Genomic DNA, 24,717 nt, shown 5'->3' on the forward strand with positions numbered 1-24,717 from the left:
GAGCAATTGCCGGAGCTTCCATCAAACGCCTTCGCCGCACGCTATTGCGAGTCAAGATGGGATGACCGGACGCTTACAATGCGCCGATAGCCATAGCATCCTTTGTGAAGCTCGTAGACAGATCGGATCTGAGCCTTGAGCTCAGCGTATTTGTCGCCTCTCCTGTGCACTTGAGCCTGGTAATAGAAGGTGCTGCGCCAGCTTACCTGCCCGCAGCAAGTCCTTGAGGTCGTGATCTGGCCTTAGCTCAAGCACTATCCGCGCTTTTTCTGCGCAGCTTGTTTTTCGCCTGAACCAAGGCCTCCAATTTTTTTAGGTACGCCACCTCCGCGCGCAGGTACTTCACCTCTTTGAGCAAATCTGCGTGCGAACGCGTGTCGTGCGCAGACATAACTGCTTGTGCCTGTGCGGGCTTGGCTGTGGGTGGGTTTGGCATCTTCTTGGGGCTCCCTCTTGGCCGGGGTGCAAGTGCTTGCGGTCCACCGTTATGATATTGCAGCTCCCAGGCGCTGATGACACCGGTGCCACCCCGGATATCAAACAAGGTAATCGTCTCTCGTGCAGACAGATCATCTCGCCACATCCGCTGCAACACTGCCAGTTTGAAGTCGGCGCTGTAGCGACTGAACTTCTTGCGCAACCCTGATAGGCCATGCTGTTGGTAGCTCTTTACCCAACGTCGCACTGTCGCTTGGTCGAGACCGTGAGCATGGGCCAGTGCTCTGAACCCATGCTGCCCCTGCACGTAGCCCTGGACAACTTCCAGCTTGTAACTCTCGTCGTACTTCGCCATGAAAAACACCCCAAAGGTTGGATGGATGTCCAACTTTTGGGGTGCAGTTCAACTGCGGGCTTTTTTTGCTCTGCAAGTAGCATCAACGAGACATTCGCGACGCATTCACCAAAGGAATTGGTCTACCATATTCCCATAGTTTTCATGCCGAAATCGTGCGTAGCATCCCTCCCTCTCTTGTAACACTTGCACGCTCGCCTGGTGGACCAGGATCGGCCTTTTTATTCCTAACCTTCGCCATCCGTCCGGGTGGCATTTTTTTGCCTGTCACAACGCCGAAAGCCCTTATGACTAAATCAGATTCATACATCGAAAGCATCCGCTTGCAGGCTAATCGCATGGACCAGCTCCGCATCCCTTAAGTCCCAGACGCTGCTAAGGTGCTCTTATCTGTTTTCATGGGTGAAATCGAGAAGCATCTCTGAAGAAGAGATGTACTCGCTGGCTGAGATCGGCGATCACATGTACTGTGAGGGGCTGAAGCGCAAGATTGAAGGCTGCTGCCATTGATATTGGCTTCTAGTGGACCTCTGATAGTCATGTGCGCTTGACTGCTTTGTGCTATCCTCAATATCCGATCAGGGCATGCGCGCCCTCTGATCCATCAAAACGTTGCGCCTTCAAGCCTCGACATCACCATCCTAGGCAAGCTTTCAGCCTCACCAACTTCCTAGGGTCTGCTCCCTCTCTTTTTCATTCGCTTCTTGCGCTGCTCGCAAGCAGTCAGATCGCGCTCTAGAAATAGAATCTTCAATTCCCTCACAACCGGCCTGAAAAGGCTGGGCTCTAGGCGTGCTCTTGGAGCCTACAGACCCATCTCAATGAGAAGACTATGGCAATGCAAAAAGCACCATGGACCGATTTTAGCGGTCATGATATATACGCAGGTAACGTGATTCAACATCCCTCTGGCGATACTGGGCAAGTCGTCTATGACCCCTCTCAAAAGGACGAGTTAGATCAATGGCGAGTGGAATACACGGACGGAGAGCTAGCGCGACTCTGTGACCAGATAGGGATCAAAGGTCAGGCCAAGGTTTTCCGAAGCCCCGATCAAAACTAACTCATCAGACCAACCGCCTCAGGGCGGTTTTTTGTGCCTGAAAGCGCCGCATTCCGCCTAGGTCGGCGCAAATCGAACTGAAATCCGACTACCTGTAGTCAAGCTCCGAACCTCAAACAAAAACGCCTCCCCAGTGCCATAGTGGCGCCAGGGAGGCTTTTTCTATTCCTGGGTGTAAAAGCCTACGCATGCCCCTATCGCGTTTGATTGTGGCATCGCCTAGCCGACTTTACTTATATCTGAATAGCGCAAGGCTGGCTTTACGCCACAGCTGTAATGGAAATGTATTCACGCCGCATCATAGGTTGTTAGATGAGCGAGACCATGCAAGCCAAGATGGTGAGTGACGCATTATTGATGGCTACATGGCGAAGGGGCAAATCCAGCTCGCTGATGCATCACTCAGACCAAGGTAGTCAATACACAAGCAATGACTTCCAGCAATTGCTCAAGGCACAAGGCATCACCTGCAGCAGGAGTCGTCGCGGCGAATGATAAGACAACGCCGCGATGGAGAGCTTTTTCTCATTGATGAAGACCGAACGGCTTAGCCGCAAGGTCTACCGGACAAGGGAGGAAGCTAGGTCTGATGTGTTCGACTACATTAAGCGTTTCTACAACCCAGTGCGTAAACATTCAAAGCTAAACATCTTTAGCCCAGTCGACTTTGAGCAAAGCCTAATGGACTAGGCAAATCGTTCGGGAAACTGGGGGAAGCCCAGATTGCTGTGGCTCAACTCAAACAGTTCGATGATTGATGGCACCGTGAACAGCCATTGCAGTTCATGTTGTTTTGTAGGTTTGCTTCTCGCACACAGCCGCCCTGCCCCCGGCAGCCTTTAATCACGGTGCATTCCTTTCTGCAAGACGCAAGACACTCCCATGGGGTGCTCGGTTTTTCCACAACCACGCTAGGCACCACCGCAGCATGGAGTCCTGGGTTTCAAAGGCTTCGGACGCTGTACCAGACCATTGGGGCCGGCATGAGGTCCATCACAGCTCTACTGGAGCGCTTGGTCCTCTGAGCTGAGCGCGTTCATCGATGCCAGCGGCTGCAGATTGACAGGCAGCGGTCGTTGATTTCCCGCCACGCCGATTCAGCGAGCGGCGGATGGTTCCATCCCGGTGCTGCGAACAATCGGTGCTGCTGCAGGAGAAGCGAGAAAACGAATGAAATGCCGGGCCACATCCGGCTGAGGTGCGGCGGTCGCAATGCCCGCAGAGAAAAAAACACGCTGCTGCACTTCGTCTGGCAGCGGCCCCACAAAGTCAAGGTCCTTGAACGGAAGCAATTCACTCACCTGCTGGAAACCAATCTCCGCATCGCCACGCAACACGACAGCACCGACGCGTTCGCTCAGAATCCTGGAGGCTTTGCCCATGATTTGCTCGGCCACGCCCAGACGCGGAAACAACTCCGTAGAGAGGTAAGTTCCACTTGCACTTGCCGAATAGGCGATGCTTTGGGCATTTAGCAAAGTCTGCTTGAGCGCCTCGACAGAGCTGATATCGGGCTTGGGGGTGCCCTTGCGCACACTCATGCCAATCATCGAGCGAGCCAGATCCACACGCGATCCCTCCTGGACCTTGCCTTGGGCAACGAGCTGTTCCAAGCCGGAGTCCGCCAGAATCACGATGTCGAATTGCTCGCCCCGAGCTAGGCGGCTGGGAATGGAGTCCTGTGCATTGCCCAGCGAGGCTCCGCGCGCCGTGATGATCTTGTGACCGGTGGCCTGCTCATATAACGGCACCAGTTGATCATAGGCTGCTGAGAAACCTCCGGAGGTAACTACCAGAACATCGGCTGCATGCGCGGCAGAAGGCTGTAAGGAGGCGGCGAGGAACCCCAGGCTCAACCAGCCGGCTACCAGGCCGCCAACCGCACGTCGGCTCCCGCCGAAAGCACAATCACTGCGAAGAAGATGGAGTATGGACAAGGCTTGTCTCCTCATGGGTTGTCGGGGCTTACCAGGTCCTGCATTACTCGATCGTGATCTTGCGTTCCTGAATGATCCGGCCCCACTTGGCATATTCATCGCCGATAAACTTACCCAGCTCCTCCCGCTTACCCGGAGTAGCCGTCTGGCCATGCTTGAGCAGGTTGTCCCGCACCTCGGGCGCGTTGAGCGCCTTCACCAGTTCCAGGTTCCAACGGTCCAGCAAAGGCTGAGGGGTCTTCGCGGGTGCCAGAAACGCATACCAATTGGTGGCATTGAACCCTGGGTAGCTCTCGGCGACGGTGGGGACGTTGGGCAGGTAGGCAGGGCGGGTCAGCCCGGTGGTGGCAAGTGCGATCAGCTTGCCGGACTCGATATGCGGCAGTGCCGTTGGTGGTGCGGCATAGAAGGATGCGACGCGGCCACCGAGCACGTCCTGCAAAGCGGGCGCACCGCCCTTGTAGGGGATGTGCACGGTGCTGATATGTGCGACATCATTGAGCAGCTCACCGGCCAGGTGGGACGCCGATCCAGGACCTGTTGAGGCGAAGTCCAGCTTGCCCGGTTCGCGCTTTGCTCGGGCGACATATTCGGCCAGGGTCTTGATACCGGTGCTGGCCGGCACCACCAGTACGTTAGGAAAGACCACCCCCATCGTGATGGGCGCCAGATCCTTGAGTGGGTCATAGCGCAGCTTCATGAGATGCGGAGATATGGTCAGCGGACCAATCGAGCCAAAGAGCAGCATGGAGCCATCGGCAGGACCGTTGGCCACCTGGCCATGCGCAAGATTTCCGCCGGCGCCGGGCTTGTTGTCCACGACCACGTTCTGCCCGATGTTCTCGCTCAGTTTCTTGGCGATGATGCGTGCGGCAATATCGGCCGAGCCTCCTGCCGCAAACCCTACGACCATGGTCACGGGCCGTTTCGGTGGAAATTCCTGCGCTTTGCTGGCCGTCATGGACAAACCAAGTCCTGCCGCGATGAAGCTCGCCACATACCATTTAGGTAGTTTCATGTTGTCTCCTGTGCACGCCGGGCATGCCTGCTTTTTTCGATACCCGCGATCCTAGACAGGGAGTGTTATTCTGTAAATTGCAATTTAAACAGGGACTATTGCATGGGGCGCATCAAATTCGACATGGGGGAATTGGAAGCATTTGTAATGACCGCAGAGAAGGCCAGCTTTCGCATGGCTGCTGAGGCCCTTTTTTTGTCGCCCCCGGCACTTAGCAGGCGTGTGGAACGTCTGGAGGCGTCCCTGGGCGTGCGGCTGCTCGAGCGCACCACCCGGCATGTGCAGCTCACACCGGTCGGCAAGGAATTTCTCCAGGAAGCACGCCGAGCGCTCTCAGGCCTTGAAGATGCGATTCAGCGGGTCGACGACCAACGCATGCTGCGCCGAGGGAAAGTGGTCATCGCTTGCATACCTTCAGTCGCAACCAATTTGCTGGCCCCGATTTTGAAAGAATTTGCCGCTGACCAGCGGGAGGTACAGGTACATGTGATGGACGAGAGTGCCAAGCGTGTGCTTGACGCGGTCCTGCAAGGCGAGGCCGATTTTGGATTGAACTTCACCGGCAGCCAGGAGCCCTCGCTGCAGTTCGAAGCACTGACCAGCGAGCGCTATGTGCTGACGATGCCACGAGAGCATCCTTGGGCAAATCGGGAAAGCGTTGCATGGATGGAGCTGGCGGGCCAGCGGCTGGTGTCAGTGTCTCGGCAAAGCGAAAACCGTTTGCTGCTGGACCAAATCGTTGCCCAACTGCCAGATCAGCCTGTCGCCTGGTATGAATGCAATCATCTCTCCGGAGCACTGGCTTTAGTTGAGGCAGGGTTAGGGCTGGCGGTCATCCCACAGCTTGCGCTGCACCAGAATCAAGTTGAGATTTGTGGCGTTCCGCTAGTGTCTCCCGAGGTGTGGCGTACCATCGGTCTGCTACAACGCCGTGACCGAACACTCAGCCCTTCGGCAGAGATACTACGTGGGCATCTTCTGAATTGGCACCACGGACCGCTCGTCCCCCCTTGATATCAACCACTATGAGCTGGCAAGCTGGGTCACTGTGGACTGCCCCTGGTCAGGTAGAAATTAGCCTATCTTTTGAGCATAGGAGGTCTTCATGAGTGCACATCGGTCAATTTCAGCCATACTCCGCCTCAGGCTGTACGCCTAAGCGCTGCAATCTACTATTGAGCGTTGCCCTTTAGATGGGCGAAATAACTTTCATGGCCCGCGGCCGTTTGCTGAGGGCTTTGTATGGAACTCCGCCAACTCAGGTATTTTGTTAAGGTTTGCGAGCTGCGCAGTATGGGGCGTGCAGCTATTGAGCTCGGTGTAGTGACTTCGGCATTGAGTCAGCAGATCAGCCGACTCGAAGGCGAGCTCAGTACCCGGTTGCTACAACGCAGCAGCACAGGGGTCATCCCTACCGATGCTGGAGCGGCCTTCTTGCAGCAAGCCCAGCTTACTCTGCGCCATGCAGACGAGGCGGTGCGCGCGGCGCAGCAGGCGCGCCTATCGGGCCATGTGAGCGTGGGTCTGGCACCGACCACCGCTTCGGTGCTCGGGCTTGCGCTGATCCAAGCCATGCGAGAGCGTTACCCAGATGTACGGCTGCATTTAGTGGAATCGCTATCGGGCAATTTGGCCAGCATGTTGCAGGCCCGTCAGCTCGACTTGGCCGTGTTGTTCGAGACCTCCACGCCGCGCAGATGGAGCATTGAGCCCCTGCTCGATGAAAAGCTGTTCGTGCTAGCTGCAGCGGGGTTGACCCAGCGGCCCAGTAGACCCTATGTGCAGCTGTCCCAGCTTGCTGGCGTGCCGCTGATCATGCCTAGCACTGGTCACGGCTTGCGTGCCACCCTCACCACTGCCTTCGCCCGCGCAGGCCTCGTACCTGACGTGGTGGCGGAAATAGACGGCTTGGCATTGCTGATGGATGCCGTCCGCGCCGGTCTTGGCGCGACCATACAACCGGGCGCCGCCATCGCACGCCAACCTTCAGATGAGGTATTCAGCAGTGAGATCACCGATGCACATGTGGGCCGGCGCAACTTGCTGGTCAGCTTGTCGGACGATGAACTGTCGCCCGCCGCGTTGGCCACCCGGGTAGTAATGGCCAACACTGCGCTCACGCTGGTGCGCGAAGGCCGATGGGCTGGCGCAAGTCTTCTCAAAAACTGAACACCTGTTGCCCGATCCGGCCTTTCGTCTGAAAGGCCGCCTGCCTAAAGTCGCCTGACCCACAAGGAGACAAGCAGTGAGCAATCAAGAGGTAGACGTACTCGTCATCGGCGGCGGCAATGCCGCGCTTTGCGCCGCGCTGATGGCGCGTGAGACCGGCGCCAGCGTTCTGCTGCTCGAAGCAGCGCCCAAGGCCTGGCGCGGCGGCAATTCTCAGCACACGCGCAACCTGCGCTGCATGCACGACACGCCTCAAGACGTGCTGGTAGAGGCCTACCCTGAGGAAGAATACTGGCAGGATCTGCTCAAGGTCACCGGTGGCATGACCGACGAGCACCTGGCAAGGCTGGTGATCCGCGCATCGTCGAGCTGTCGAGACTGGATGCGTCGCCATGGCGTGCACTTCCAACCCCCGCTCTCCGGCGCGCTGCATGTGGCCCGCACCAACGCCTTTTTCATGGGTGGCGGCAAAGCGCTGGTGAACGCCTATTACCGCAGCGCCGAGCGCCTTGGCGTGCAAGTCCGTTACGACACGCCGGTAACGTCGGTGGAGCTTGACGGCGACCGCTTCAAGGCCGTGCGCACAGAAGCCGGTGAACGAATCACCGCCAGGAGCTGTGTGCTCGCGGCCGGCGGTTTCGAGTCCAACCGAGCCTGGCTGCGCGAGGCTTGGGGCCAGAACGAGCGCGGCGAATGGCCAGCCGACAACTTCCTTATCCGCGGAACCCGCTTCAACCAGGGCGTGCTGCTCAAGCAAATGATAGACGCTGGAGCCGACGCCGTCGGTGACCCGTCGCAGGGCCACATGGTGGCCATCGATGCCCGCGCGCCGCTCTATGACGGCGGCATATGCACTCGCATTGACTGTGTGTCGCTAGGCGTGGTGGTCAACCGCGAGGCACGCCGTTTCTATGATGAAGGCGAGGATTTCTGGCCCAAGCGCTACGCCATCTGGGGCCGGCTGGTGGCGCAGCAACCGGGCCAGGTGGCGTATTCCATCATTGACCAAAAGGCCATCGGTCACTTCATGCCGCCGGTGTTCGCCGGCACCTCCGCGGCCACGCTGCCCGAACTGGCGCGCCAGTTGGGGCTGGACGAGGAGAGCTTTTTACGCACCATCGCCAATTACAACACCGCCTGCCGCGTCGGCCGCTTCGACCATACGGCGCTTGACGACTGCCATACCGAAGGCCTGGCCCCCGCCAAGACCCATTGGGCACGGCCCATCGACACCGCGCCCTTCCATGCCTACCCGCTGCGCCCTGGCATCACCTTCACCTACCTAGGCCTGAAAGTGGACGACACCGCCGCCGTTCGCTTCGGCGGCCGGCGCAGCCCCAACCTCTTCGTGGCTGGCGAAATGATGGCCGGCAACGTGCTCGGCAAAGGCTACACCGCCGGCGTCGGCATGAGCATCGGCACCGCATTCGGTCGCATCGCCGGCTCCCAGGCCGCAGCTTCCGTTTTGAAGCAAAAAGAGTCCCAACATGCAAACGCTTGAAACCCCGGCACGTGAAGCCGCGTCGCTTGTAGACGGTCCACGTCGCGTCATTCCCATTCTCTCCTCCGCAGAGACCGAGGTCGGCCGGCAGATGCAAATCTGCAACGCCTGCCGCTACTGCGAGGGCTTCTGCGCCGTGTTTCCAGCCATGACGCGACGGCTCGAATTCGGCAAGGCCGACATCCACTTTCTGGCCAACCTCTGTCACAACTGCGGTGCCTGCCTGCATGCCTGCCAGTACGCACCGCCACATGAATTTGCAGTGAATGTGCCCCAGGCCATGGCTGAGGTGCGTGGCCAGACTTATGTGGACTACGCCTGGCCACCCGCCTTAGGCATGCTCTACCAACGCAACGGGCTCACGCTATCGCTGGCATTGGCCGCGGCGCTGGCGCTGTTTTTGGTTATGGCCGTGGCGATCAAAGGCAGCCTGTGGGGCGCAGCGCCGGGCGACACCTTCTACAGCGTGTTTCCACACAACCTGCTGGTGAGCCTGTTCGCCCCCGTGTTCCTGTTTGCCACATTGGCGCTAGCAATGGGCGTGCGGCGTTTCTGGCGCGACATCACGCCGGCCACCAGCAGTGCACCGTTGGACGCACCTGCCGCCGCCGAAGCCGCAGATGCGGTTCTGCGCCTCAAGTATCTTGACGGTGGCCACGGCGACGGCTGCCACAACGAAGACGATGCCTACACGCTGTCGCGGCGACGCTTCCACCATCTCACCTTCTACGGCTTCATGCTGTGCTTTGCCGCCACCAGCGTCGCTACGCTCTACCACTACGCTTTCGGCTGGACGGCACCCTACGCCTTGCCCAGCCTGCCCAAGCTGCTAGGCGTGGTCGGCGGCATCTGCCTGATGCTTGGCACCGCCGGGTTGTGGCGGCTGAATCGCAGGCGTCATCCCTTGCACGGGGACTTGGCGCAAAAGTCGATGGACCTTGGCTTCATTGCCCTGCTGTTCCTCACCAGCGCCAGCGGCCTGGCCTTGTGGCTTGGCCGCGGTACACCCGCCCTGGCACTGCTGCTGTGCCTGCATCTAGGCGCCGTGATGGCACTGTTCGCCACCATGCCCTATGGCAAGTTTGGCCACGGCATTTTCAGAAGCGCAGCGTTGCTGCGCCATGCCGTCGAGAGGCGTCAGCCCAATTCCGTCGGCCTTGGAGCTGACTGAGCTCAACACGAAAATCCCAAGGAGACCCCGATGAAAAAAAGACAACTTCTGCACGCTGCGACGCTGGCCGCCACGCTCAGCGTGGTGCCGCACGTACATGCTCAGAACTTCCCTCCTGACAAGCCCATCACGCTGGTAGTGGGCTTCGCTGCCGGAGGTGCGGCAGATGCAGCGGCGCGCTTGATAGCCCGCAAGCTTGGCGAAGACATTGGCCGGACCGTCATCGTAGATAACAAAGCGGGTGCCGGCGGCAACATTGCTCACCAATATGTAGCCCATGGCCCGGCCGACGGCTCGATGCTGCTGTTTGGCTCCATTGGGCCATTAACCATTGCACCGCATGTGATGAAGGTGAGCTACGACCCATTCAAGGATCTGGCCGCCATCTCTGGTGGAGTGAACTTTCCTAATGTCTTGGTGGTGCACAAGGGCATCGGTGCAAAAACTCTGTCCGAATTCGTGGATTTATCAAAGAAAAATCCCGGCAGCATCGACTTCGCCTCGACCGGAGCCGGATCCGCATCCCATTTGGCCGGCGAACTCTTCAACCAGATAGCCGGCATCGACATGGTGCATGTGCCCTACAAAGGGGGCGCACCGGCCCTGCAGGACTTGCTGGGCCAGCGCATCGCCTCATATTTTTCAGCACCGCCGACTGCGTTGCCCCAAGTTGAAGCCGGCAACCTGATCCCGCTGGCCACCACGGGCATCACCCGTCCGGTCTACATGCCCAACATCCCAACGGTGGCGGAGTCGGGTTACCCAGGCTTTGAAGCGCTTAACTGGTACGCATTCGTTGCACCCGGAAAGACCCCAGTGGCCCTATTGGAGCGGTGGAATCAGGCCATCGTCACCGTACTGGCTGATCCAGGCGTGAAGCAAGCGTTGAACAAGCACGGCTTGACACCTCAGCCGACCACCCGAGCAGAACTCACCGCCTTCATGAAAAAAGAGGACGCCAAATGGAGCGCAATTGTGCGCGACCGTAAGATAAGTGCCAACTGAATGTCAATACCTCATTGCGCGGATTTGTCACACCAAGCGCGAACGCCAGGCGGAGATGCGCGCATCAATGTCGGGGGTGGCACAGAGATGGAAAGTCAGCTTTGGCGAGCGAAGCACTACCGCTTTGGGCAAAGAGCCTCTGCCGGAGCGCCTCCGCTGAAAGTCGGCAACACCACCTGAAAACAGTTGTTGTACAAGCGACTGGCTTGGCGCTCTGAATAACTGGTGTGAGCCCGTGAGCAACAGTTCGCCCTACGGCAAGATTGGCAGCAGCGCTGCATTTCTGCCGTTCGCGGTAATGATGTCGCCTTCAGGCTGGGTACGGTCGTTCGCCGTTCCAAAGCGAATGTCAGCGGCTGCCGGAACCGGTCATTGACCTTCCTCGTGCGAAGCGATTCTCCTCGCCGCCGACAACTCTCAGTCGGGATCTGTAGCCAGCCCGGTCGACTCAAGAGGGAATGACCTTGGTCTTCGTGCAAAACTCCGTCGCCAATCGTCCTACGTAATATCGCCACGCGCCAGTCCGACTGAAGAGGAGTTTTCCTTAGATCTTGTGCCCCTTGAGCAGGGGGCATTGCGGCCAAAGCGGACTGAGGATGAGCGTGTGGACTTTTGCTCGCGTGATGCCGACTCGAAGCACACGTCGACTTTTGGGATACGGGGCAGTGTCGCCTCGCCAAATGAAAGATGATTCGACGGTGGGGCCGGTCCGACGAGCTTCGCGCACTAGGATGACTCCGTCGAACTGCTTGCCCTTGGCCTTGTGGAAATTCATGACTTGCAAGCCCATCGGCGGATCCACGCCTTCGAGGATTTGCTCCTGTGCGAGAGCCAAGTCGAGGACGGTGCGGGCATCGGTGTAAGCGCCGTCGCGAAGCCATTCATCTGAGAGGGCAGCCGAGATGCGATGTCCCCGACGGAACGCCACCAAGAAGTCCAACTGCGCAGCGACCCGGGTGAGCTCGTCTTGATTAGTCGCCCGCATCTCATGTTTGACCGTGAGCCAGTCCTCGGCGGGATCGCCGCTGAAATCGTTGACTGCCAAGCCTGAAATCAGGCCGCGCAGCGCGTTGGCGATGTTGATGTTCAGGGCCTTGCCACCCTTGATTTTGTTGGCCTGCTCCAAGAGTTTGGCGACCTCCTTCCGGCCCTGTCCCGTCGCGCGCCTCGCGGCGGCGATCATTTCCATGCTGGTGGCGACATCGGCCTCCAGTTGGGCGAGGTCCTTGGGTTCCAGCAGAAAGGCCGCGAAACGGGCTGACAGCAGCGCTTCGGCCTCGTCGAACAGCAGCTTGTGCCGAACCGGCTTCCCGACATTGGCTCCCAACGCGTTGAGGGCGTTGGACATCTTCAGCGCACTGCGGTTGTTGGTGACCAGTATCGCGATCGTCTCCACCTTCTTGTCGCTCTGAGCCTGAATCGACTTCAAGAGCTCCCCGAGGGCTCGGCGCAGCAGATGATTCCAGTTCGGCGGTGGCTTCTCGGGGCGGTACGCAAGGGCGGATACGCCCTTGTAGGGCGCTCCGCGTGGCTTGGCCGTCAGGATGTCATTGCCGAACGCCAGGATTTCGGAGTCCGGGCTGCGGTGGTTCTGCGTCCCAAGGTCGATCTCGTGCGGCTTCAACGCTTCCCGGATGGCAATCACGCGCTCCGGGCCGACGCCTGGCAGGTAGTCGAAGATTTGCTGCTCCAGGTCTGCCAGGCACAGCACCTGGGTGTGTGGCGCGAGCATCTGGATGCACTGCCACGCGTATTGACCGGTGTCCTGGGCTTCGTCCACGATGATGATGGGATGCCGATGAGCAATCGACGCCAAAAGATGCGAGCTGCGAGCCAACAGAGCTGTCGCATTGGGCGCGAACAGATCGAACGCGATCCGGCCCTCTTCTCGAAACAGCCGCTCTCGCTCGACGAGCCACTCGTCCCACCCATCGTCTTCGTTGCCAATGCCGCCCGACAGTGCCTTCTCGTCGTGTGGCAGCAAGATCGATAGCCTATGCGGTGCCCCAAGCAGGTAGGCGTGAGCTTTGAGGATGTCCCAGAAGAACGAATGGAACGTTTGGATGGAGAGCTGCTCCTGTTCTGCTTTGGTGGACTCTAGCTTGGCGGCATCCAAGATGCGTGCCACTGCCGCCCGTGAGAAGCTCAGGAACAAGGCCGACTGACCCGGACGCATGCCGTTGCGAATCCGCTTGACCGCCTTGCGCAGTGCGAGCGTTGTCTTGCCGCTGCCGGGACCGCCGATGACCAAGGCATGGCCCTTGCAAGCCATGACGCTTTCGCGCAACTTGCAAGGCTCGTTCATGGAGCGGCAGCAGCGGCGGCCGGTTCAGGGGGTGCTCGATCGCCGTCGTCGATCGGGGGTGGAGGTGGGAAGAGTGCGAACACTGACGCCAGAAACTTGGTCACCGTGGCCGGCAGCTCGTGGAGCTCGCACTCCTCGAACAGGCGCGCCGACCAGCCGGCGCCCTTGTTGCTTCCGAGGGCTTCTTTGGCAATGGCCTTGACCGCGTCGTCGTTCGGGCGCGCATCGGGAATGGCGACGTTGCCGTTCTCATCATTGGATTTTAGGCCCGACAGGAAGGACCACAGCCGATCCACGGGCACCTCCGCCACGACGAGGTCTTCGAAGCCCTTGTAGGCGTGCTCAACGTTGATTTCGAAGTTGTCCGCCAGAGCCTGCGCCTGCTCGCCCTTGCGCTTTTTTTTGTAGTCAAGGTCGTAGAAGGCGAAGGTGCGGAGCTCCAGCGTCTTGAAGAACTTTCCGAACTTGGGCATGTTCGACTCGCCATCAGCGTCGAAGAAGGCCACACCCGCGATGTCCAGCGGCTGCAATTTAGGATCGCTCTCTTCCATGCGCCGTGCGACGATGGGCATCGCATGCAACTCGGTAACGCCTTCGACGACGATGGCTGCTCGTCCAAGCATGCATTCAGACAGGCCGGAGCGAGAGAAGCGCTTGTAGTCGTTATCTTTGAGGCCCGTGGCATCGGAGACCTTTCGCGCCGTGACCACGCCAGCATTTCGAGCCAGCAGCAGTGTCTTGGATGGCTCGAACTTCTCGATCACGAATGGCGAGTGGGAGGTCACAAAGGCCTGCGTCGTCTTGGTCAGCAGGTATTGGGCGATGCGTCGTTGGGTGTGAGGCGGTACCGCGATCTCGGGCTCTTCCATGGCGAAGATAACCGTGTCTGGCTTGAGGTCGGCGATGAAGGAGAGCAGCGCGAGCACCAGCGTGTTGATGGTGCCCGTGCCGGCGTGGGGGAATGGGACGTGTCGTTGGTCCGTCGACAGCGCTAGGAAGAACGTCATCGTTTTGCGCAGATGCTCACGCGTGAGCTCCGAGACATGCAGCTTGGTGGCGTTGCCGGGCGACTCCAATGCGATGTAGCGGGCAAGCCGCCTCTCAACGGATCGCAGAACCGGCGCAATCTCGGCCGCGTCGGCTTCGATGTCGAGGCCGCGCAGGCGCTCGATGGTCTTCTCCCACAGGCTGGTGCGCACGCCCTTCGTCCGCAGGATGATGTCGAGAAGCGACCCACGCTCCAAGCTCAGCGCCCGCGAGCCGGTCCGAAGCGCCCGCAGGTAGAGGAAACCAAACTGCCGCTTGATCGGCTTGGGAAGCTTGGTCAGCTCCCCGGGGGGAGCGTCGGGACTATGGGAGAAGTAGGTGCGTGCCTCGAACTCGTCTTCCTCGGGGTTGTATTGGCCGATAGTCTCGATCCGAAGGCAGGGGACGGCATAGGGAGCATTGGCGGCGTCGGCCTCTCCCGCACCGAGCAGTCTTTGCTCGGCTACATGCCAAAACTCGGTGTTGCCGCCGCATTTGGCTCCGATCTCGGCACCGGGTTCAATGAGGACCGCCTCAATCCGAAGCGGAGTCGGCACCCGCTCCGCACCTTCTCCTGCGGCAGGGGCCAGGTATTCAGCGTTGTAGAAGTCGAACTCATCGACCGGAGGGAAGCGGTTGAGCCGGTCGGGGCCCAAGACCAGGTCGAGGGCTTCGCAGAGCGTGCTCTTGCCGACATTGTTGGAGCCCACCATCAGGGTGTGCCCGTCGAACAGGAGCTTCGCCGACTTGATCCCGCGAAAGTTCGTGATGGTGAGCCGGACAACCTTCATGTCTTCTCCCGTATTGACGTAAGCCTTAGTTTAATGGTGTGGTGGTCATCATAAAGAGGCGTGCATGGTGTTCTGCTCAAGCCAGCCTGGAACGGCTGCTTTGTGGCGGTCAGTGTCAGTTGATTTCGCAGCAACGTTTGACTGAATCGCTCCGGGTTTCAAGGAGGCTGTTTGGTTTAAGTCAGGTCACTACAGCAGTGGCCTGATTGGCAAGTTGCCGGTAGTAGTTTGCCTCAGCTTCTGCTGGAGGGATATACCCGGTTCGGATAGGCCATGGTGGTTAAACCATGACACCCATTCGAGCCTGGCGAACTCCACGGCTTCCTTGTTTTCCATGGTGCACGTCGATGGATTAACTCGGCTTTGTAGAGGCCGTTGATGGTCTCGGTCAAAGCGTCGTCATAGCTGTCCACGGACGGCTCGATGGCACTTGAGACGATCAGGTTGTGAGGTTCTGCAGACTTTTCCCAGGGCGGCATCTCTACCAGCCGGCAGTGCTCCTAGGGCCCAATTGGCAGCACTTCGCTGCGATGTCCCCCTGGCGATGCGACACCGCTGATACAACGAGCAGCGTATCAAGATTTCCCTTGGCTCTCACAGCCTTGTCGAATACCGGGCGAGCCTTGGACTTGCGCATAAATCCAATCCAAGTAATTATCCGCGCCTGATGCACCGCCTTGCAATGCAAGAAGCACACCGAGGCAAGATGGTTCGCTTTACTCTGGAAGATGCTGTCAGGTATGTTTTATTGTGTAAAAATGCTACGATCCCAATAAGAAAGTTGTGAGATAGAAGCACTTTGATGGCGCACCAAAATATAAAGCCAAATCGAGACCGTGTATTGGTCGAAGGTAATGTTCTCCTAGCGGATCCCGACGTCCTTCGTCGTATCGTTCAGAAGTCTGGCTTGCCATTCGTCACTTCCGGGACTTTGACGGAGATCCAGGCCATTGCCAAACGCTCTGTGCCTGGAAAAGGTGCTGCCATTGCGCTCCTTCGGGAGCTTCAAAGCACACCAGCCGTAAATCTCGATGAGGTTCCACCAGGTGGTGTGTTGATTGGTAGCGACACCTTGCAGCGGCTGTCATTCAAAGGCACGCCCGTATACATCCTTGAGCGAAGCGCTGCGGCTTATACACCAGAGCAATTCGTCATCTCTCTCTGCAAGGACTACGGTGTAATCGTGCTATCCCGTAGCGTGCAACGGCAGCAATTCATCGAGTCTTGCGGCTTCATGGCTGCGCACTGGAACGGCCCACCCCGCACTTCAGCGACAAACATAGCTCGTGCGCCTCAGGGTGCATCTGCCAGGCGCCCAGCGAAAGCTGCGCGTATACAGCCGTTCGCTTTATGCAGTCAGCCCATCCGTGAAATTGACAGTCCCTCCATCGTGTCCAGCTTGCCTAAAAGCGGCGACAAAGTTTGCTTCGCAGATGGGGCGACCACAGTGCTCGGAAGGCAAATCAGTGCTGGTGGGGAGGGCACTATATACGAGCTTCCCGGCGGACAGTTGGTATGCAAAATCTACCATCTGGAGAAAATCACCCAGCTCAAACAGCGCAAGATCGAGTTGATGGTTAGCCGACATATCGAGCGACCCGGCATCTGTTGGCCCATTCAAACGTTAACTAACAGCCACGGTGAGTTCATCGGGTATTCGATGCCTCGTGCTGAAGGCCAGACGATGCAATCGACGATGTTCGTCAAGCCACGTCTGGAAAAGACGTTCCCCCTATGGACACGGGAGGACCTTGTCAAGGTCGCCCGCGCATTCATTGACCACGTCGAGTTCCTTCATTTTCATAACATCATCATCGGCGATATAAACCCGATGAATTTGCTTGTGACTCCGGACAGTTCCAAGGTCTGGATCGTTGATACCGACAGCTTTCAGATCGAAGCATTTCCTTGCCCAGTAGGCACGGTCAATTTCACTCCACCGGAAATTCAGGGGCGCAACTACGCAGACTTTCTTCGCACCAAAGAGCACGAACTATTCGCTGTGGCGACCATGATCTTCATGATTCTGTTTCCAGGTAAAGCGCCTTACTCACAGCAAGGCGGGGGCTCGCCAGCAGACAACATCAAATCTAAAAATTTCCCCTACCGCTATTCCTCTGAACTGGGCTCTGGCGCGCCCGAAGTCTCAGGGCAAGACGCCCCACAAGGACCGTGGCAATTCATCTGGTCTCACCTTCCCTTCAAAATACGCCAAGCTTTCTTTGGGACCTTCCATGACGGCAATCGCCGCACGAACGTGACTCAATGGTCCGAGCTTCTTTCCAGCTATCAGTGGCGACTGCAACACCAAGATATTTCCAAGGAGTTATTTCCTTTAAGCTTTCCAGTACGCGACCCTATCCAAGTGGTGTGCGGAAAATGCTCGCGTTCGTTCAAATCTTCAAAACGTTATGTCGAGCGGCTAGCAAACGACGGAAAGTTACCCTGGTGCTCAAGCTGTCACAACCGTTTCCGCCTTGAGCGGCTTGCGCGAGACAGTCAAAAGGCTACACGAGATGCGACTGGCTCACCACAGCCCCCAAAAGTGCAACCCGGTGCACGCAAATACTCTCCGCCCCCAAGAATCGTGCCTATTTATAAAACTACGATGCCCAAAGTTGCGCCTCCGCCATCCCCACCGCGCAGGAATCCGGCAACAGTGTCCTCAGGAAATGGCGTTGCCAAAATTTTTGCAGATCTGCTGAATCACTTTTTCAAATAAGTGGCGGACCCAGCCTCTTCAACCGAAAGCAACCAAATGGATGAACAGTACATATTGAGACAAGAAGACTTGGTCGAAAACCCAACCGCTCGCGTGCCCATCTGCCTCGTGCTCGATGTGAGCGGCTCAATGAGTGGAGAGCCCATTGCCGAACTCAATGAAGGCGTCGGTTTGTTCTTTGACGCGATCCGCGCTGATGACGTTGCACAGTACGCGGCTGAAATCGCAGTGGTCACTTTTGGTGCTGGTGTTCACAAGGCCGTGGACTTCATGGCCATTGATCGACAGACGACCCCCATGTTACAAGCCAATGGCGCAACCCCCATGGGCGAAGGTGTGCTCATGGGTCTGGATTTGTTAGAGGCGCGAAAGCTCGACTATCAACGTGCAGGAGTTGACTACTACCAACCTTGGTTGGTCGTCATGACCGATGGAGAGCCAACCGATGAGCTATCCGCCGCAGCGGAACGCATCCGTGCTCTGGTGTCAGCGAAGAAGCTCACCGTTTTTCCCATCGGCATTGGAGGCGGCGCCAATATGACCAAACTCGCAGTGCTTTCACCGAATCGCCCACCACTGCGGCTGCGAGGCCTCAACTTCAAGGAATTCTTCGAATGGCTCAGCCGCAGTGTCTCCAGAGTTTCTCAATCTACACCCGGTGAGCACGTGGCTCTGGATACGGCCGGCATTGCTGCATGGGGGCAGGTCTGAGTCGGCGTCGCAACCGGGGGGGCTCTCGCTACAAAGTTGCCGGAGCTGCCGCCACCGGGCGCTCCCACGTTGGTGCCAACACCCCGTGCCAAGACCGTATCGGATTCGAACGAACAATGGACATGGCAGCCGTTGCGCTAGCTGATGGGGCGGGCTCAAGAGCCTTCTCGCAGCATGGTGCCGCCATTGTGGTTCGCTCAGCGTTACGGCTGCTAATGTCGCAGTTCGACACGCTCTACACATTGTGCGAAAAAAACCCTGCAGCAGCCGGCAGATTCATACACAAGCGGCTCAAGCATGAATTGCATCGTTTGGCCAGACGCCTGAGATGCGACGAAAGTGCACTCGCGTCGACACTCCTATGTGCCGCGCACAAGGATAACCGCTTCGTCGCAGCGCATCTTGGAGATGGAGTCATAGTTCAAGTCAATGCACAGGGAGCGGCCAGTACGTTGTCACATCCAGACAACGGGGAATTCACCAACACGACGTACTTTGTCACAGACTCATCTGCACCAAGCAAGATCCGTCTCTACCATGGCAGTGATACTTCAGACCTTGCTGGCCTTGTTCTCATGAGTGACGGATGCGCCGAATCGCTTTATGAAAAAAGTACTGGAAATCCCGCATCCGCAGTTGCCAAGCTGGTGGCATGGACCCAAGACCTAAAGCAGGACGAGATCAGCAAGATTCTGAACGCGAATATGCAGCAACTCTTCACGCGCAAGTCTGCGGACGATTGCTCACTCATATTGCTGAGCCCGCCACGGAATAGCGTTAGATCACATGGGTGAATCGGCGAGTCCCATGGCTGTGTTGCATTACAAGGACTGCCCATCAATGCAAGCGCTGATCATTAATCCTGCGCCACGCTTACCTACGCTCGGTGACCAACTTCTTCACCTTCCATACAATGCGCACGGACCAAGACACAACGGTTAAAGTGTCAATATGTCAGAAATCGAAGAAAACACTCCCCCAAGAAAGCGGACTGCGTTGAATTGGCCGACAACGCTCAGTTTGCTCACAGCTCTGGTAGCTACAGGAACTGTCACCCTACATCTCATTGGTGACGTGCGACACCGGCACTATCTTAAGTACTGGAATGTTGATGCCGGTCTATTTCCCAAATCTGCAGATTGGATACTGATCAACGGTTACTACGGTGTGGTCGACAGGTTTGCCTCTATTCTTGCATCTATAGTCGGTAACTTGCATTGGTTGGCAGTCGCTACAGTCATTTTGGGTGTGTATTTCTTCGTTCTTCTGTCTCCGACAATGGGAGCTTTGGGAAAGGCGCCAGATTGGCTGCTGCGACAGCCCGAATGGCGACGTCGCCTCATTCGGCAGATGATGCTCACAGCAATAGTTATCAGCGTAGTACCCTGTGCGCTGTTTGTGCTGACAGCTTTCATGGTTGTACCCGCTGCGCTTGGCGAGGCCGCAGGAAAGGCTGCTGCGGAAAGCCAGGCAGTGGAGTATTTGAAGGGTTGCCAGGCCTCTAGGATTCCTTGTGTGGAGGTCCAGCGCGAGGGGAAGGTCATCGGGACGGGCTTTGTTCTTGACAGTTCTCCTTCGCACCTTGCAATATTTGATGCTCAGATCCAGCGTGGCCGCATCTTAGCCTTGGAGAAAATTGAGGTTCTGTCTACTCGTATGCCAACCCTTACACAAGGTATTACGCGTTGATTTCCTTCGCAAATTTGAAAGTCGTCACATGCCCGGAGCGCTAGATACATTCAGTAGTTCGATAAAAGATGCAGAGGAGCTGCTCGCACACTTCAATGCCATTAACGTCCTTCCCCCACCACCAAATGCGGAGGTGTTGAAGCGGGCTGGCCTCATCATGGCTTGCACGGCATGGGAGACATATGTGGAAGATCGGGTTCAGGAAGCCGTTCAGCAACGGTTAGGCGAAGGCAACGACAGCTTCCAGAATAAGTTTCTTCTACGGCATCTACAAACGACACTAAAGCAGTTTCACAACCCAAGCGCTGAAAAGACCTGCAAGCTGTTCTTGGATTTCCTAGGTGTAGACGTATCTGCAGGCTGGCAGTGGAACAACTATGACAGTGCTCGGGCCCGCCTAGAACTGGACACATTAATAAAGAAGCGCGGTGAAGCCGTCCACCGCTCAAAAGCGTTAAATGCTGGAACGCCTGCAGCGCATCTTGTGCGCAAGGATGAACTTGAGAAAGCGATCAGGTTTCTGAAAAGCATGGTGGCTGCGACGGAAGCTGCGACGAAGTTGTGATTGAGCCTGACTTACAGCGAGATTCTTCTGTAGGCGGCTGTTATGAGCAGGCAGCAGTCATCCGCTTTGGTGGAGCGATGACTGCTGCAGGGTCCGGAGGGCCAGCCCCACTTCACGACGCGTACAGCAGCAATCGCTGCAAAGGCGGATCGGCGGCTCCCAGAGGGACTTCAGGCTGAACGAGACCCTGGTTGACAATGGAATTGTTCATAAAATATTCAATGAGAATTACCAGAAATCTGTTTCTTATCCCAATAGCTAAGTTACAACCCAAGTAGTGCGTCCACACCTTGTGGGAAGACCCATTCCCCTTCGGAGGTTTAGAACATTCTGTTACTGTAGAGCACCAATTGGGGGCAACAACATGACTCGCTCAACAACCACAAAGGGGCAGGATGCCTAAGAAGAAAAAGACAAGCAGCGGTGTCGTCGCCGCCATGACCTTGGTGATTCTTTTCATCGTGTTTCCAAAGTACTCTTGGGGCTATATAGTCTTGTTCATGGGGGGGATTTGGGCCTGTGGGTTATTACTCAGCACTAAAAAGCAGAGTGCGGCTCATGCCGTCGCTCCGAATTCTGGAACAACCGAGACGCCTTCCAAGTCATCCGTACCCGTACGTCCAAAAATGGTGGCGCACACAACCGATACGGTATTCACGCCAGCTTTAGTCGTGCAACCTGCGCGATTTGTTCCGGATGACCATCCTGTTTCCATAGCCCCTCCGGGGCTCCCCGCGCAGGCGCCCAGTCCCGACCAACGGCCTCCGGTGAAAGCGCCAGTAGCAGCGCCCGGTGCTCACCGGCGATTTGTGGATGATGACGCCCCCGTGCCCGTCGCCACGCAGGTGCCCGCCACGCATGAGAACTTCGCCATTCCGCAAGCGCCCGCCATCCTTGGGCCTGGTAGGTGGATTACCCAAGGTGAAAGCGTTATGGTGGCCGGCAGTCTCATCACAGGCGGGATGATTTACGTGGGTAATGACCTAAAGACTTATTCAAAATCCACTGACCCTTGTCTCATCAATCCAAATTTGACCGTTGCTGCACAGGCGAACCTTAGCAAGCGTGAGTTTGGCTACTGGCCTTCGTATTCGCAGATTTCCCCCACTGCCCGCAGAGCTTATCTGACCTGGTTGGCTGGCGGCCGTAGAGACATGGAAGCGGACATTGGATATGTATTTCTCTTCTTCTACGGGCTGGAGCGTAGAGCCATCGTTGATGGTCAGGACGACGAGCAGGCTCGGTGCGATAGGCCAGCAATCGCACAGGAAATCAGACGTCTACTGGTTATTTATGGTGAGAAGTCTTACTCTTTTAAGCGCTACGCTAGCGAGTTGCTCGACTGGCTGGAAGTGGCCGACTACTCCAAGCAGCTCTACAACGAGCCCGTGCCAACATTCCCGCAAACGTTTGAATTGCCCCTCTACATTCGCTTGGCACTGGGCCTTACAGCTGTTGATGCAGTGCCTGTCCCAGGCCATCTTGCATTGGCATGGGCTCGAATGGACCCCACGAGTTACCTGAGGACACCTGCAACGCGGTGCGTCGAGCAGTTCGATAAGCTCTTCTTGCAGCGCTATGCCGAGGAGTTCAAGCAAGGCGTGATTCTCCCAAGAAACAAAACCAAGCTAAAGCTGGTCTATCGCCCTGCATCTGCCGGATTTCAGGGCGTCAATGAAATTAAGTTGACCTTCGGCGACGTGCCAGACGTCACAGTTCTGACTGCACCTCAAAAGCGGCTCAAGAAAATCGTGGATGCAGTTTCCGCAGAGCTGGACCCTTACAGCCGATACCTTGGACGCAATCTGGATGCGGCGGCCTCGCTGGAGGCCCTGCTGCTCCTACCCGTCACCTTGTGGCCACCGGAGTCGGAGAAAGCTGTCAATGCACTGAAAACGCGCATTGGTTCTGGAATGGTGGTGATGACTATGCAGGATTTGCTCGATACGTTCCAAGCAAAGGCTGCTCTAAACAAAGATCGTGCCATCACGTTGGCAAAGGCGCTGGAATCTATGCAGATTGGATTCGAACCGGATGTGCTGGGCGGGGCCAAGACGCCAAAGCCCGAGGACCATATCGTGCTGTTCTTCGCACCGGAGCCAGATACTTCGCAAAGGCGAACTTCTGTCTACCAGGCAGCGACGCTCACCTTGCAGCTGGCCTCAGCCGTAGCCAGTGCTGACGGCGACTTTAGCGTCCGGGAAATGGGTCACCTGCGCGAGCAAGTGCAGGCCTGGACGCATCTTTCCCCTGCGCAGTCGAGCAGGCTACTAGCCCATCTGCGCTTGCTGGTTGCAGCACCGGTTTCGTTGACTTCTCTCAAGAAGAAGCTGGAGCCCTTGGATACAAAATCGAAAGAGACGATTGCTGCCTTCATGGCGACTGTTGCTCAGTCGGATGGAAGCGTCACGCCTGCCGAGGTGAAGATGCTGGAGAAGGTATATAAGGCGCTGGGCCTTGATGCCAAGAAGGTCTTCTCAGATGTGCATGCGGTAGGAACTGGAGCGACGCCAACTGCGGGCGTTCTTGCGAAGACGGAGTCGACTGGGTTCCAGTTGGATACCGCGAAGATTGCAGCGTTGCAGAAGGATTCCGAACGGGTATCAGCGCTGCTCGCCGATATCTTCAAAGACGAAGCGCCTGCACCAACGCCACCTGCCTCAGAGCCCGAACTGGAGCCTTCGGATAGTGAATCTCCGCCTTCTGGGCTGTTCGGTCTGGACGAAACTCACTCTGCGTTTGCGCGCATGCTGCTGTCGCGCCCACAGTGGAGCCGAGAGGAACTACTTGACGTCGCTTCGGACCTAGACTTGATGCTCGATGGAGCTCTTGAGCGCATCAATGAAGTGTCGTTCGACACCCACGACATTCCCTTCACCGAGGGCGAGGACCCTGTTGACGTGAACCCCGAAATTCTGGAGAAGCTTGAAGCATGAACGCACCAATTCGACCCAAAGAACGTGATGCCGTTGTCCAGTCCCTGCGGGCGGGCGTGGTGCCACGGGCCGGACAACATCTCATCCAGGTGGGCCGCATCCGTGAAATCGAAACACTGGTCAGTGACATCGTCCGCGTCGCCGATGGGGGCTCCGCCTTCCGATTAGTTATTGGCGAATACGGTGCCGGCAAGACGTTCTTCCTGAACCTGGTGCGCGCGGTCGCAATGGAGAAGAAGCTGGTTGTTGCCAGCGCTGACCTCAATCCTGATCGTCGCCTGCACGCCAGTGGAGGACAGGCGAGGTCACTTTACGCCGAACTCATGCGCAACATGGCAACGCGTACCAAGCCCGAGGGCGGGGCCCTTAACGGCATCGTCGAGAAGTTCATCGCCACGGCCAAGGCCGAGGCCAAGGAGGCAGGCCAGCCCACCGAAACCCTCATTCGCCGGAAGCTTGAGCATCTCACCGAGTTGGTCAATGGATACGATTTCGCTGATGTCATCGCTGCGTACTACCGCGGCTTTGAAGAGGGCAACGAGGAATTGAAGTCCGATGCCGTGCGCTGGCTGCGCGGCGAGTTCACGACAAAGACTGATGCGAAAACCGCTCTCGGCGTGCGCACCTATGTAGACGACGCTGCGGTCTATGACCAACTGAAACTCATGGCCAGGTTCGTGAGGCTTGCCGGCTTCAGCGGGCTGCTGGTCAGCCTTGATGAGTTGGTCAACCTCTACAAGCTGGCTAATGCCCAGGCACGCAACTCAAACTACGAGCAGATTCTGCGCATCCTTAATGACTCGCTACAGGGCACGGCGGTGGGACTCGGCTTCATTCTCGGAGGAACTCCTGAGTTCCTGCTGGATACACGGCGCGGGCTGTATAGCTATCCAGCGCTCCAAAGTCGCCTGGCGCAGAATACCTTCGCTAGCAGTGAACTCGTCGACTTCAGCGGGCCCACGGTGCGGCTCTCTAGCCTGACGCCAGAGGATTTTTACGTGCTTCTACAGAAGCTGCGCCACGTGTATGCCGGAGGTGATGTGGCCAAGTACCTTCTTCCTGACCATGGAGTCGCGAGCTTCATGGAGCACTGCTCCAGACGAATCGGCGAGACTTACTTCAGGACGCCGCGAACTACCATTACCTCTTTCATCAACCTGCTGGCGGTTCTGGAGCAGAACCCTGGTGTCGAGTGGCAAACACTGCTGGGGGGGCTTGAGGTGGCGGCGGATACGGGGGCAGCAGGTGATATGACGGTAGAGGTAGAAGAAAGCGACGAGTTCGCATCCTTCAAGCTTTGACCTCCAGGGTCGGC

Annotated in this window: 17 protein-coding genes and 2 pseudogenes; 13 read left to right on the plus strand and 6 right to left on the minus strand. The window is 57.4% G+C overall.

Translation table 11 applies throughout. The annotated features are described in order from the left end of the window. Positions 1 to 247: 247 nt before the first annotated feature. The gene (locus tag WH265_RS23110) at positions 248 to 793 is read right to left on the minus strand and encodes a helix-turn-helix domain-containing protein (protein ID WP_339559788.1); all 546 of its coding nucleotides are present in this window, start codon (positions 791 to 793) and stop codon (positions 248 to 250) included. A 1,282-nt stretch (positions 794 to 2,075) separates the two neighbouring features. Here WH265_RS23110 and WH265_RS23115 point away from each other — a divergent pair. Then, positions 2,076 to 2,546: pseudogene (locus WH265_RS23115) on the plus strand (IS3 family transposase); the annotation flags it as partial. A 407-nt stretch (positions 2,547 to 2,953) separates the two neighbouring features. On the opposite strand, the gene WH265_RS23120 reads toward WH265_RS23115, so the two are convergent. Together WH265_RS23120 and WH265_RS23125 are read right to left on the minus strand one after the other, a co-directional pair. After that, on the minus strand, positions 2,954 to 3,793 hold the full coding sequence (locus WH265_RS23120) for a substrate-binding domain-containing protein (RefSeq protein ID WP_445228572.1): 840 nt from the start codon (positions 3,791 to 3,793) through the stop codon (positions 2,954 to 2,956). Between the two features lie 43 nt (positions 3,794 to 3,836). Then, positions 3,837 to 4,811, minus strand: a complete 975-nt coding sequence (locus WH265_RS23125; RefSeq protein ID WP_445228573.1) for a Bug family tripartite tricarboxylate transporter substrate binding protein — start codon at positions 4,809 to 4,811, stop codon at positions 3,837 to 3,839. 102 nt (positions 4,812 to 4,913) lie between these two features. On the opposite strand from WH265_RS23125, the gene WH265_RS23130 reads away from it, so the two are divergent. From WH265_RS23130 to WH265_RS23150, 5 genes are all read left to right on the plus strand, one after another. Beyond that, positions 4,914 to 5,825 carry a LysR family transcriptional regulator gene (locus WH265_RS23130; protein WP_339559789.1) on the plus strand — a complete coding sequence of 304 codons (912 nt, stop codon included), beginning with the start codon at positions 4,914 to 4,916 and terminating at the stop codon, positions 5,823 to 5,825. Between the two features lie 228 nt (positions 5,826 to 6,053). After that, positions 6,054 to 6,980, plus strand: a complete 927-nt coding sequence (locus WH265_RS23135; protein WP_339559790.1) for a LysR substrate-binding domain-containing protein — start codon at positions 6,054 to 6,056, stop codon at positions 6,978 to 6,980. Positions 6,981 to 7,056: 76 nt separating this feature from the next. Next, entirely contained in the window at positions 7,057 to 8,481 is a 1,425-nt protein-coding gene (gene tcuA, locus WH265_RS23140) for an FAD-dependent tricarballylate dehydrogenase TcuA (RefSeq protein ID WP_339559791.1), read from the plus strand. Further along, positions 8,468 to 9,652: a tricarballylate utilization 4Fe-4S protein TcuB gene (gene tcuB / locus WH265_RS23145; protein ID WP_339559792.1), complete on the plus strand. Its 1,185-nt coding sequence runs from the start codon at positions 8,468 to 8,470 to the stop codon at positions 9,650 to 9,652. The genes tcuA and tcuB overlap by 14 nt, the downstream gene beginning before the upstream one ends. A 30-nt stretch (positions 9,653 to 9,682) precedes the next feature. After that, a complete protein-coding gene (locus tag WH265_RS23150; RefSeq protein WP_339559793.1) occupies positions 9,683 to 10,657 on the plus strand; it encodes a Bug family tripartite tricarboxylate transporter substrate binding protein in 975 nt (324 codons plus the stop codon). Positions 10,658 to 11,201: 544 nt separating this feature from the next. Here WH265_RS23150 and WH265_RS23155 read toward each other — a convergent pair. The 3 genes and pseudogenes from WH265_RS23155 to WH265_RS23165 all read right to left on the minus strand — a co-directional run. After that, entirely contained in the window at positions 11,202 to 12,962 is a 1,761-nt protein-coding gene (locus WH265_RS23155) for an ATP-dependent helicase (RefSeq protein WP_339559794.1), read from the minus strand. Further along, entirely contained in the window at positions 12,959 to 14,779 is a 1,821-nt protein-coding gene (locus WH265_RS23160) for an ATP-dependent nuclease (protein ID WP_339559795.1), read from the minus strand. The genes WH265_RS23155 and WH265_RS23160 overlap by 4 nt, the downstream gene beginning before the upstream one ends. Before the next feature lie 181 nt (positions 14,780 to 14,960). Next, positions 14,961 to 15,207 (minus strand): annotated as a pseudogene (locus WH265_RS23165) (IS3 family transposase); the annotation flags it as partial. Positions 15,208 to 15,581: 374 nt separating this feature from the next. Here WH265_RS23165 and WH265_RS23170 point away from each other — a divergent pair. The 7 genes from WH265_RS23170 to WH265_RS23200 all read left to right on the plus strand — a co-directional run bounded on the left by WH265_RS23170 (position 15,582) and on the right by WH265_RS23200 (position 24,703). Beyond that, complete coding sequence (locus WH265_RS23170; RefSeq protein ID WP_339559796.1) at positions 15,582 to 17,501, plus strand: hypothetical protein; 1,920 nt, start codon at positions 15,582 to 15,584, stop codon at positions 17,499 to 17,501. Between the two features lie 36 nt (positions 17,502 to 17,537). After that, positions 17,538 to 18,212 carry a VWA domain-containing protein gene (locus WH265_RS23175; RefSeq protein WP_339559797.1) on the plus strand — a complete coding sequence of 225 codons (675 nt, stop codon included), beginning with the start codon at positions 17,538 to 17,540 and terminating at the stop codon, positions 18,210 to 18,212. Next, positions 18,197 to 19,006, plus strand: a complete 810-nt coding sequence (locus tag WH265_RS23180; RefSeq protein WP_339559798.1) for a PP2C family serine/threonine-protein phosphatase — start codon at positions 18,197 to 18,199, stop codon at positions 19,004 to 19,006. Before WH265_RS23175 ends, WH265_RS23180 begins: the two co-directional genes overlap by 16 nt. A gap of 157 nt (positions 19,007 to 19,163) precedes the next feature. Beyond that, positions 19,164 to 19,901, plus strand: coding sequence for a hypothetical protein (locus WH265_RS23185; RefSeq protein WP_339559799.1), 738 nt, complete (start codon positions 19,164 to 19,166; stop codon positions 19,899 to 19,901). Positions 19,902 to 19,929: 28 nt separating this feature from the next. Next, positions 19,930 to 20,466 (plus strand): HEPN domain-containing protein, encoded by a 537-nt coding sequence (locus WH265_RS23190; protein WP_339559800.1) that lies wholly within the window; start codon positions 19,930 to 19,932, stop codon positions 20,464 to 20,466. A gap of 395 nt (positions 20,467 to 20,861) precedes the next feature. Then, positions 20,862 to 23,402, plus strand: coding sequence for a tellurite resistance TerB family protein (locus WH265_RS23195; RefSeq protein ID WP_339559801.1), 2,541 nt, complete (start codon positions 20,862 to 20,864; stop codon positions 23,400 to 23,402). After that, entirely contained in the window at positions 23,399 to 24,703 is a 1,305-nt protein-coding gene (locus tag WH265_RS23200) for an ATP-binding protein (RefSeq protein WP_339559802.1), read from the plus strand. The genes WH265_RS23195 and WH265_RS23200 overlap by 4 nt, the downstream gene beginning before the upstream one ends. Positions 24,704 to 24,717 lie beyond the last annotated feature (14 nt).

The organism is Comamonas sp. MYb396, from assembly GCF_037479555.1.
GTDB lineage: Bacteria > Pseudomonadota > Gammaproteobacteria > Burkholderiales > Burkholderiaceae_C > Comamonas.

Excerpts from the sequence above, each read along its gene's own strand:
- WH265_RS23110 (WP_339559788.1), bottom strand. The coding sequence starts at position 793 with ATGGCGAAGTACGACGAGAGTTACAAGCTGGAAGTTGTCCAGGGCTAC.
- WH265_RS23125 (WP_445228573.1), bottom strand. The coding sequence starts at position 4,811 with ATGAAACTACCTAAATGGTATGTGGCGAGCTTCATCGCGGCAGGACTT.
- WH265_RS23130 (WP_339559789.1), top strand. The coding sequence starts at position 4,914 with ATGGGGCGCATCAAATTCGACATGGGGGAATTGGAAGCATTTGTAATG.
- WH265_RS23135 (WP_339559790.1), top strand. The coding sequence starts at position 6,054 with ATGGAACTCCGCCAACTCAGGTATTTTGTTAAGGTTTGCGAGCTGCGC.
- tcuB (WP_339559792.1), top strand. The coding sequence starts at position 8,468 with ATGCAAACGCTTGAAACCCCGGCACGTGAAGCCGCGTCGCTTGTAGAC.
- WH265_RS23150 (WP_339559793.1), top strand. The coding sequence starts at position 9,683 with ATGAAAAAAAGACAACTTCTGCACGCTGCGACGCTGGCCGCCACGCTC.
- WH265_RS23155 (WP_339559794.1), bottom strand. The coding sequence starts at position 12,962 with ATGAACGAGCCTTGCAAGTTGCGCGAAAGCGTCATGGCTTGCAAGGGC.
- WH265_RS23160 (WP_339559795.1), bottom strand. The coding sequence starts at position 14,779 with ATGAAGGTTGTCCGGCTCACCATCACGAACTTTCGCGGGATCAAGTCG.
- WH265_RS23170 (WP_339559796.1), top strand. The coding sequence starts at position 15,582 with ATGGCGCACCAAAATATAAAGCCAAATCGAGACCGTGTATTGGTCGAA.
- WH265_RS23175 (WP_339559797.1), top strand. The coding sequence starts at position 17,538 with ATGGATGAACAGTACATATTGAGACAAGAAGACTTGGTCGAAAACCCA.
- WH265_RS23180 (WP_339559798.1), top strand. The coding sequence starts at position 18,197 with ATGGGGGCAGGTCTGAGTCGGCGTCGCAACCGGGGGGGCTCTCGCTAC.
- WH265_RS23185 (WP_339559799.1), top strand. The coding sequence starts at position 19,164 with ATGTCAGAAATCGAAGAAAACACTCCCCCAAGAAAGCGGACTGCGTTG.
- WH265_RS23190 (WP_339559800.1), top strand. The coding sequence starts at position 19,930 with ATGCCCGGAGCGCTAGATACATTCAGTAGTTCGATAAAAGATGCAGAG.
- WH265_RS23195 (WP_339559801.1), top strand. The coding sequence starts at position 20,862 with ATGCCTAAGAAGAAAAAGACAAGCAGCGGTGTCGTCGCCGCCATGACC.
- WH265_RS23200 (WP_339559802.1), top strand. The coding sequence starts at position 23,399 with ATGAACGCACCAATTCGACCCAAAGAACGTGATGCCGTTGTCCAGTCC.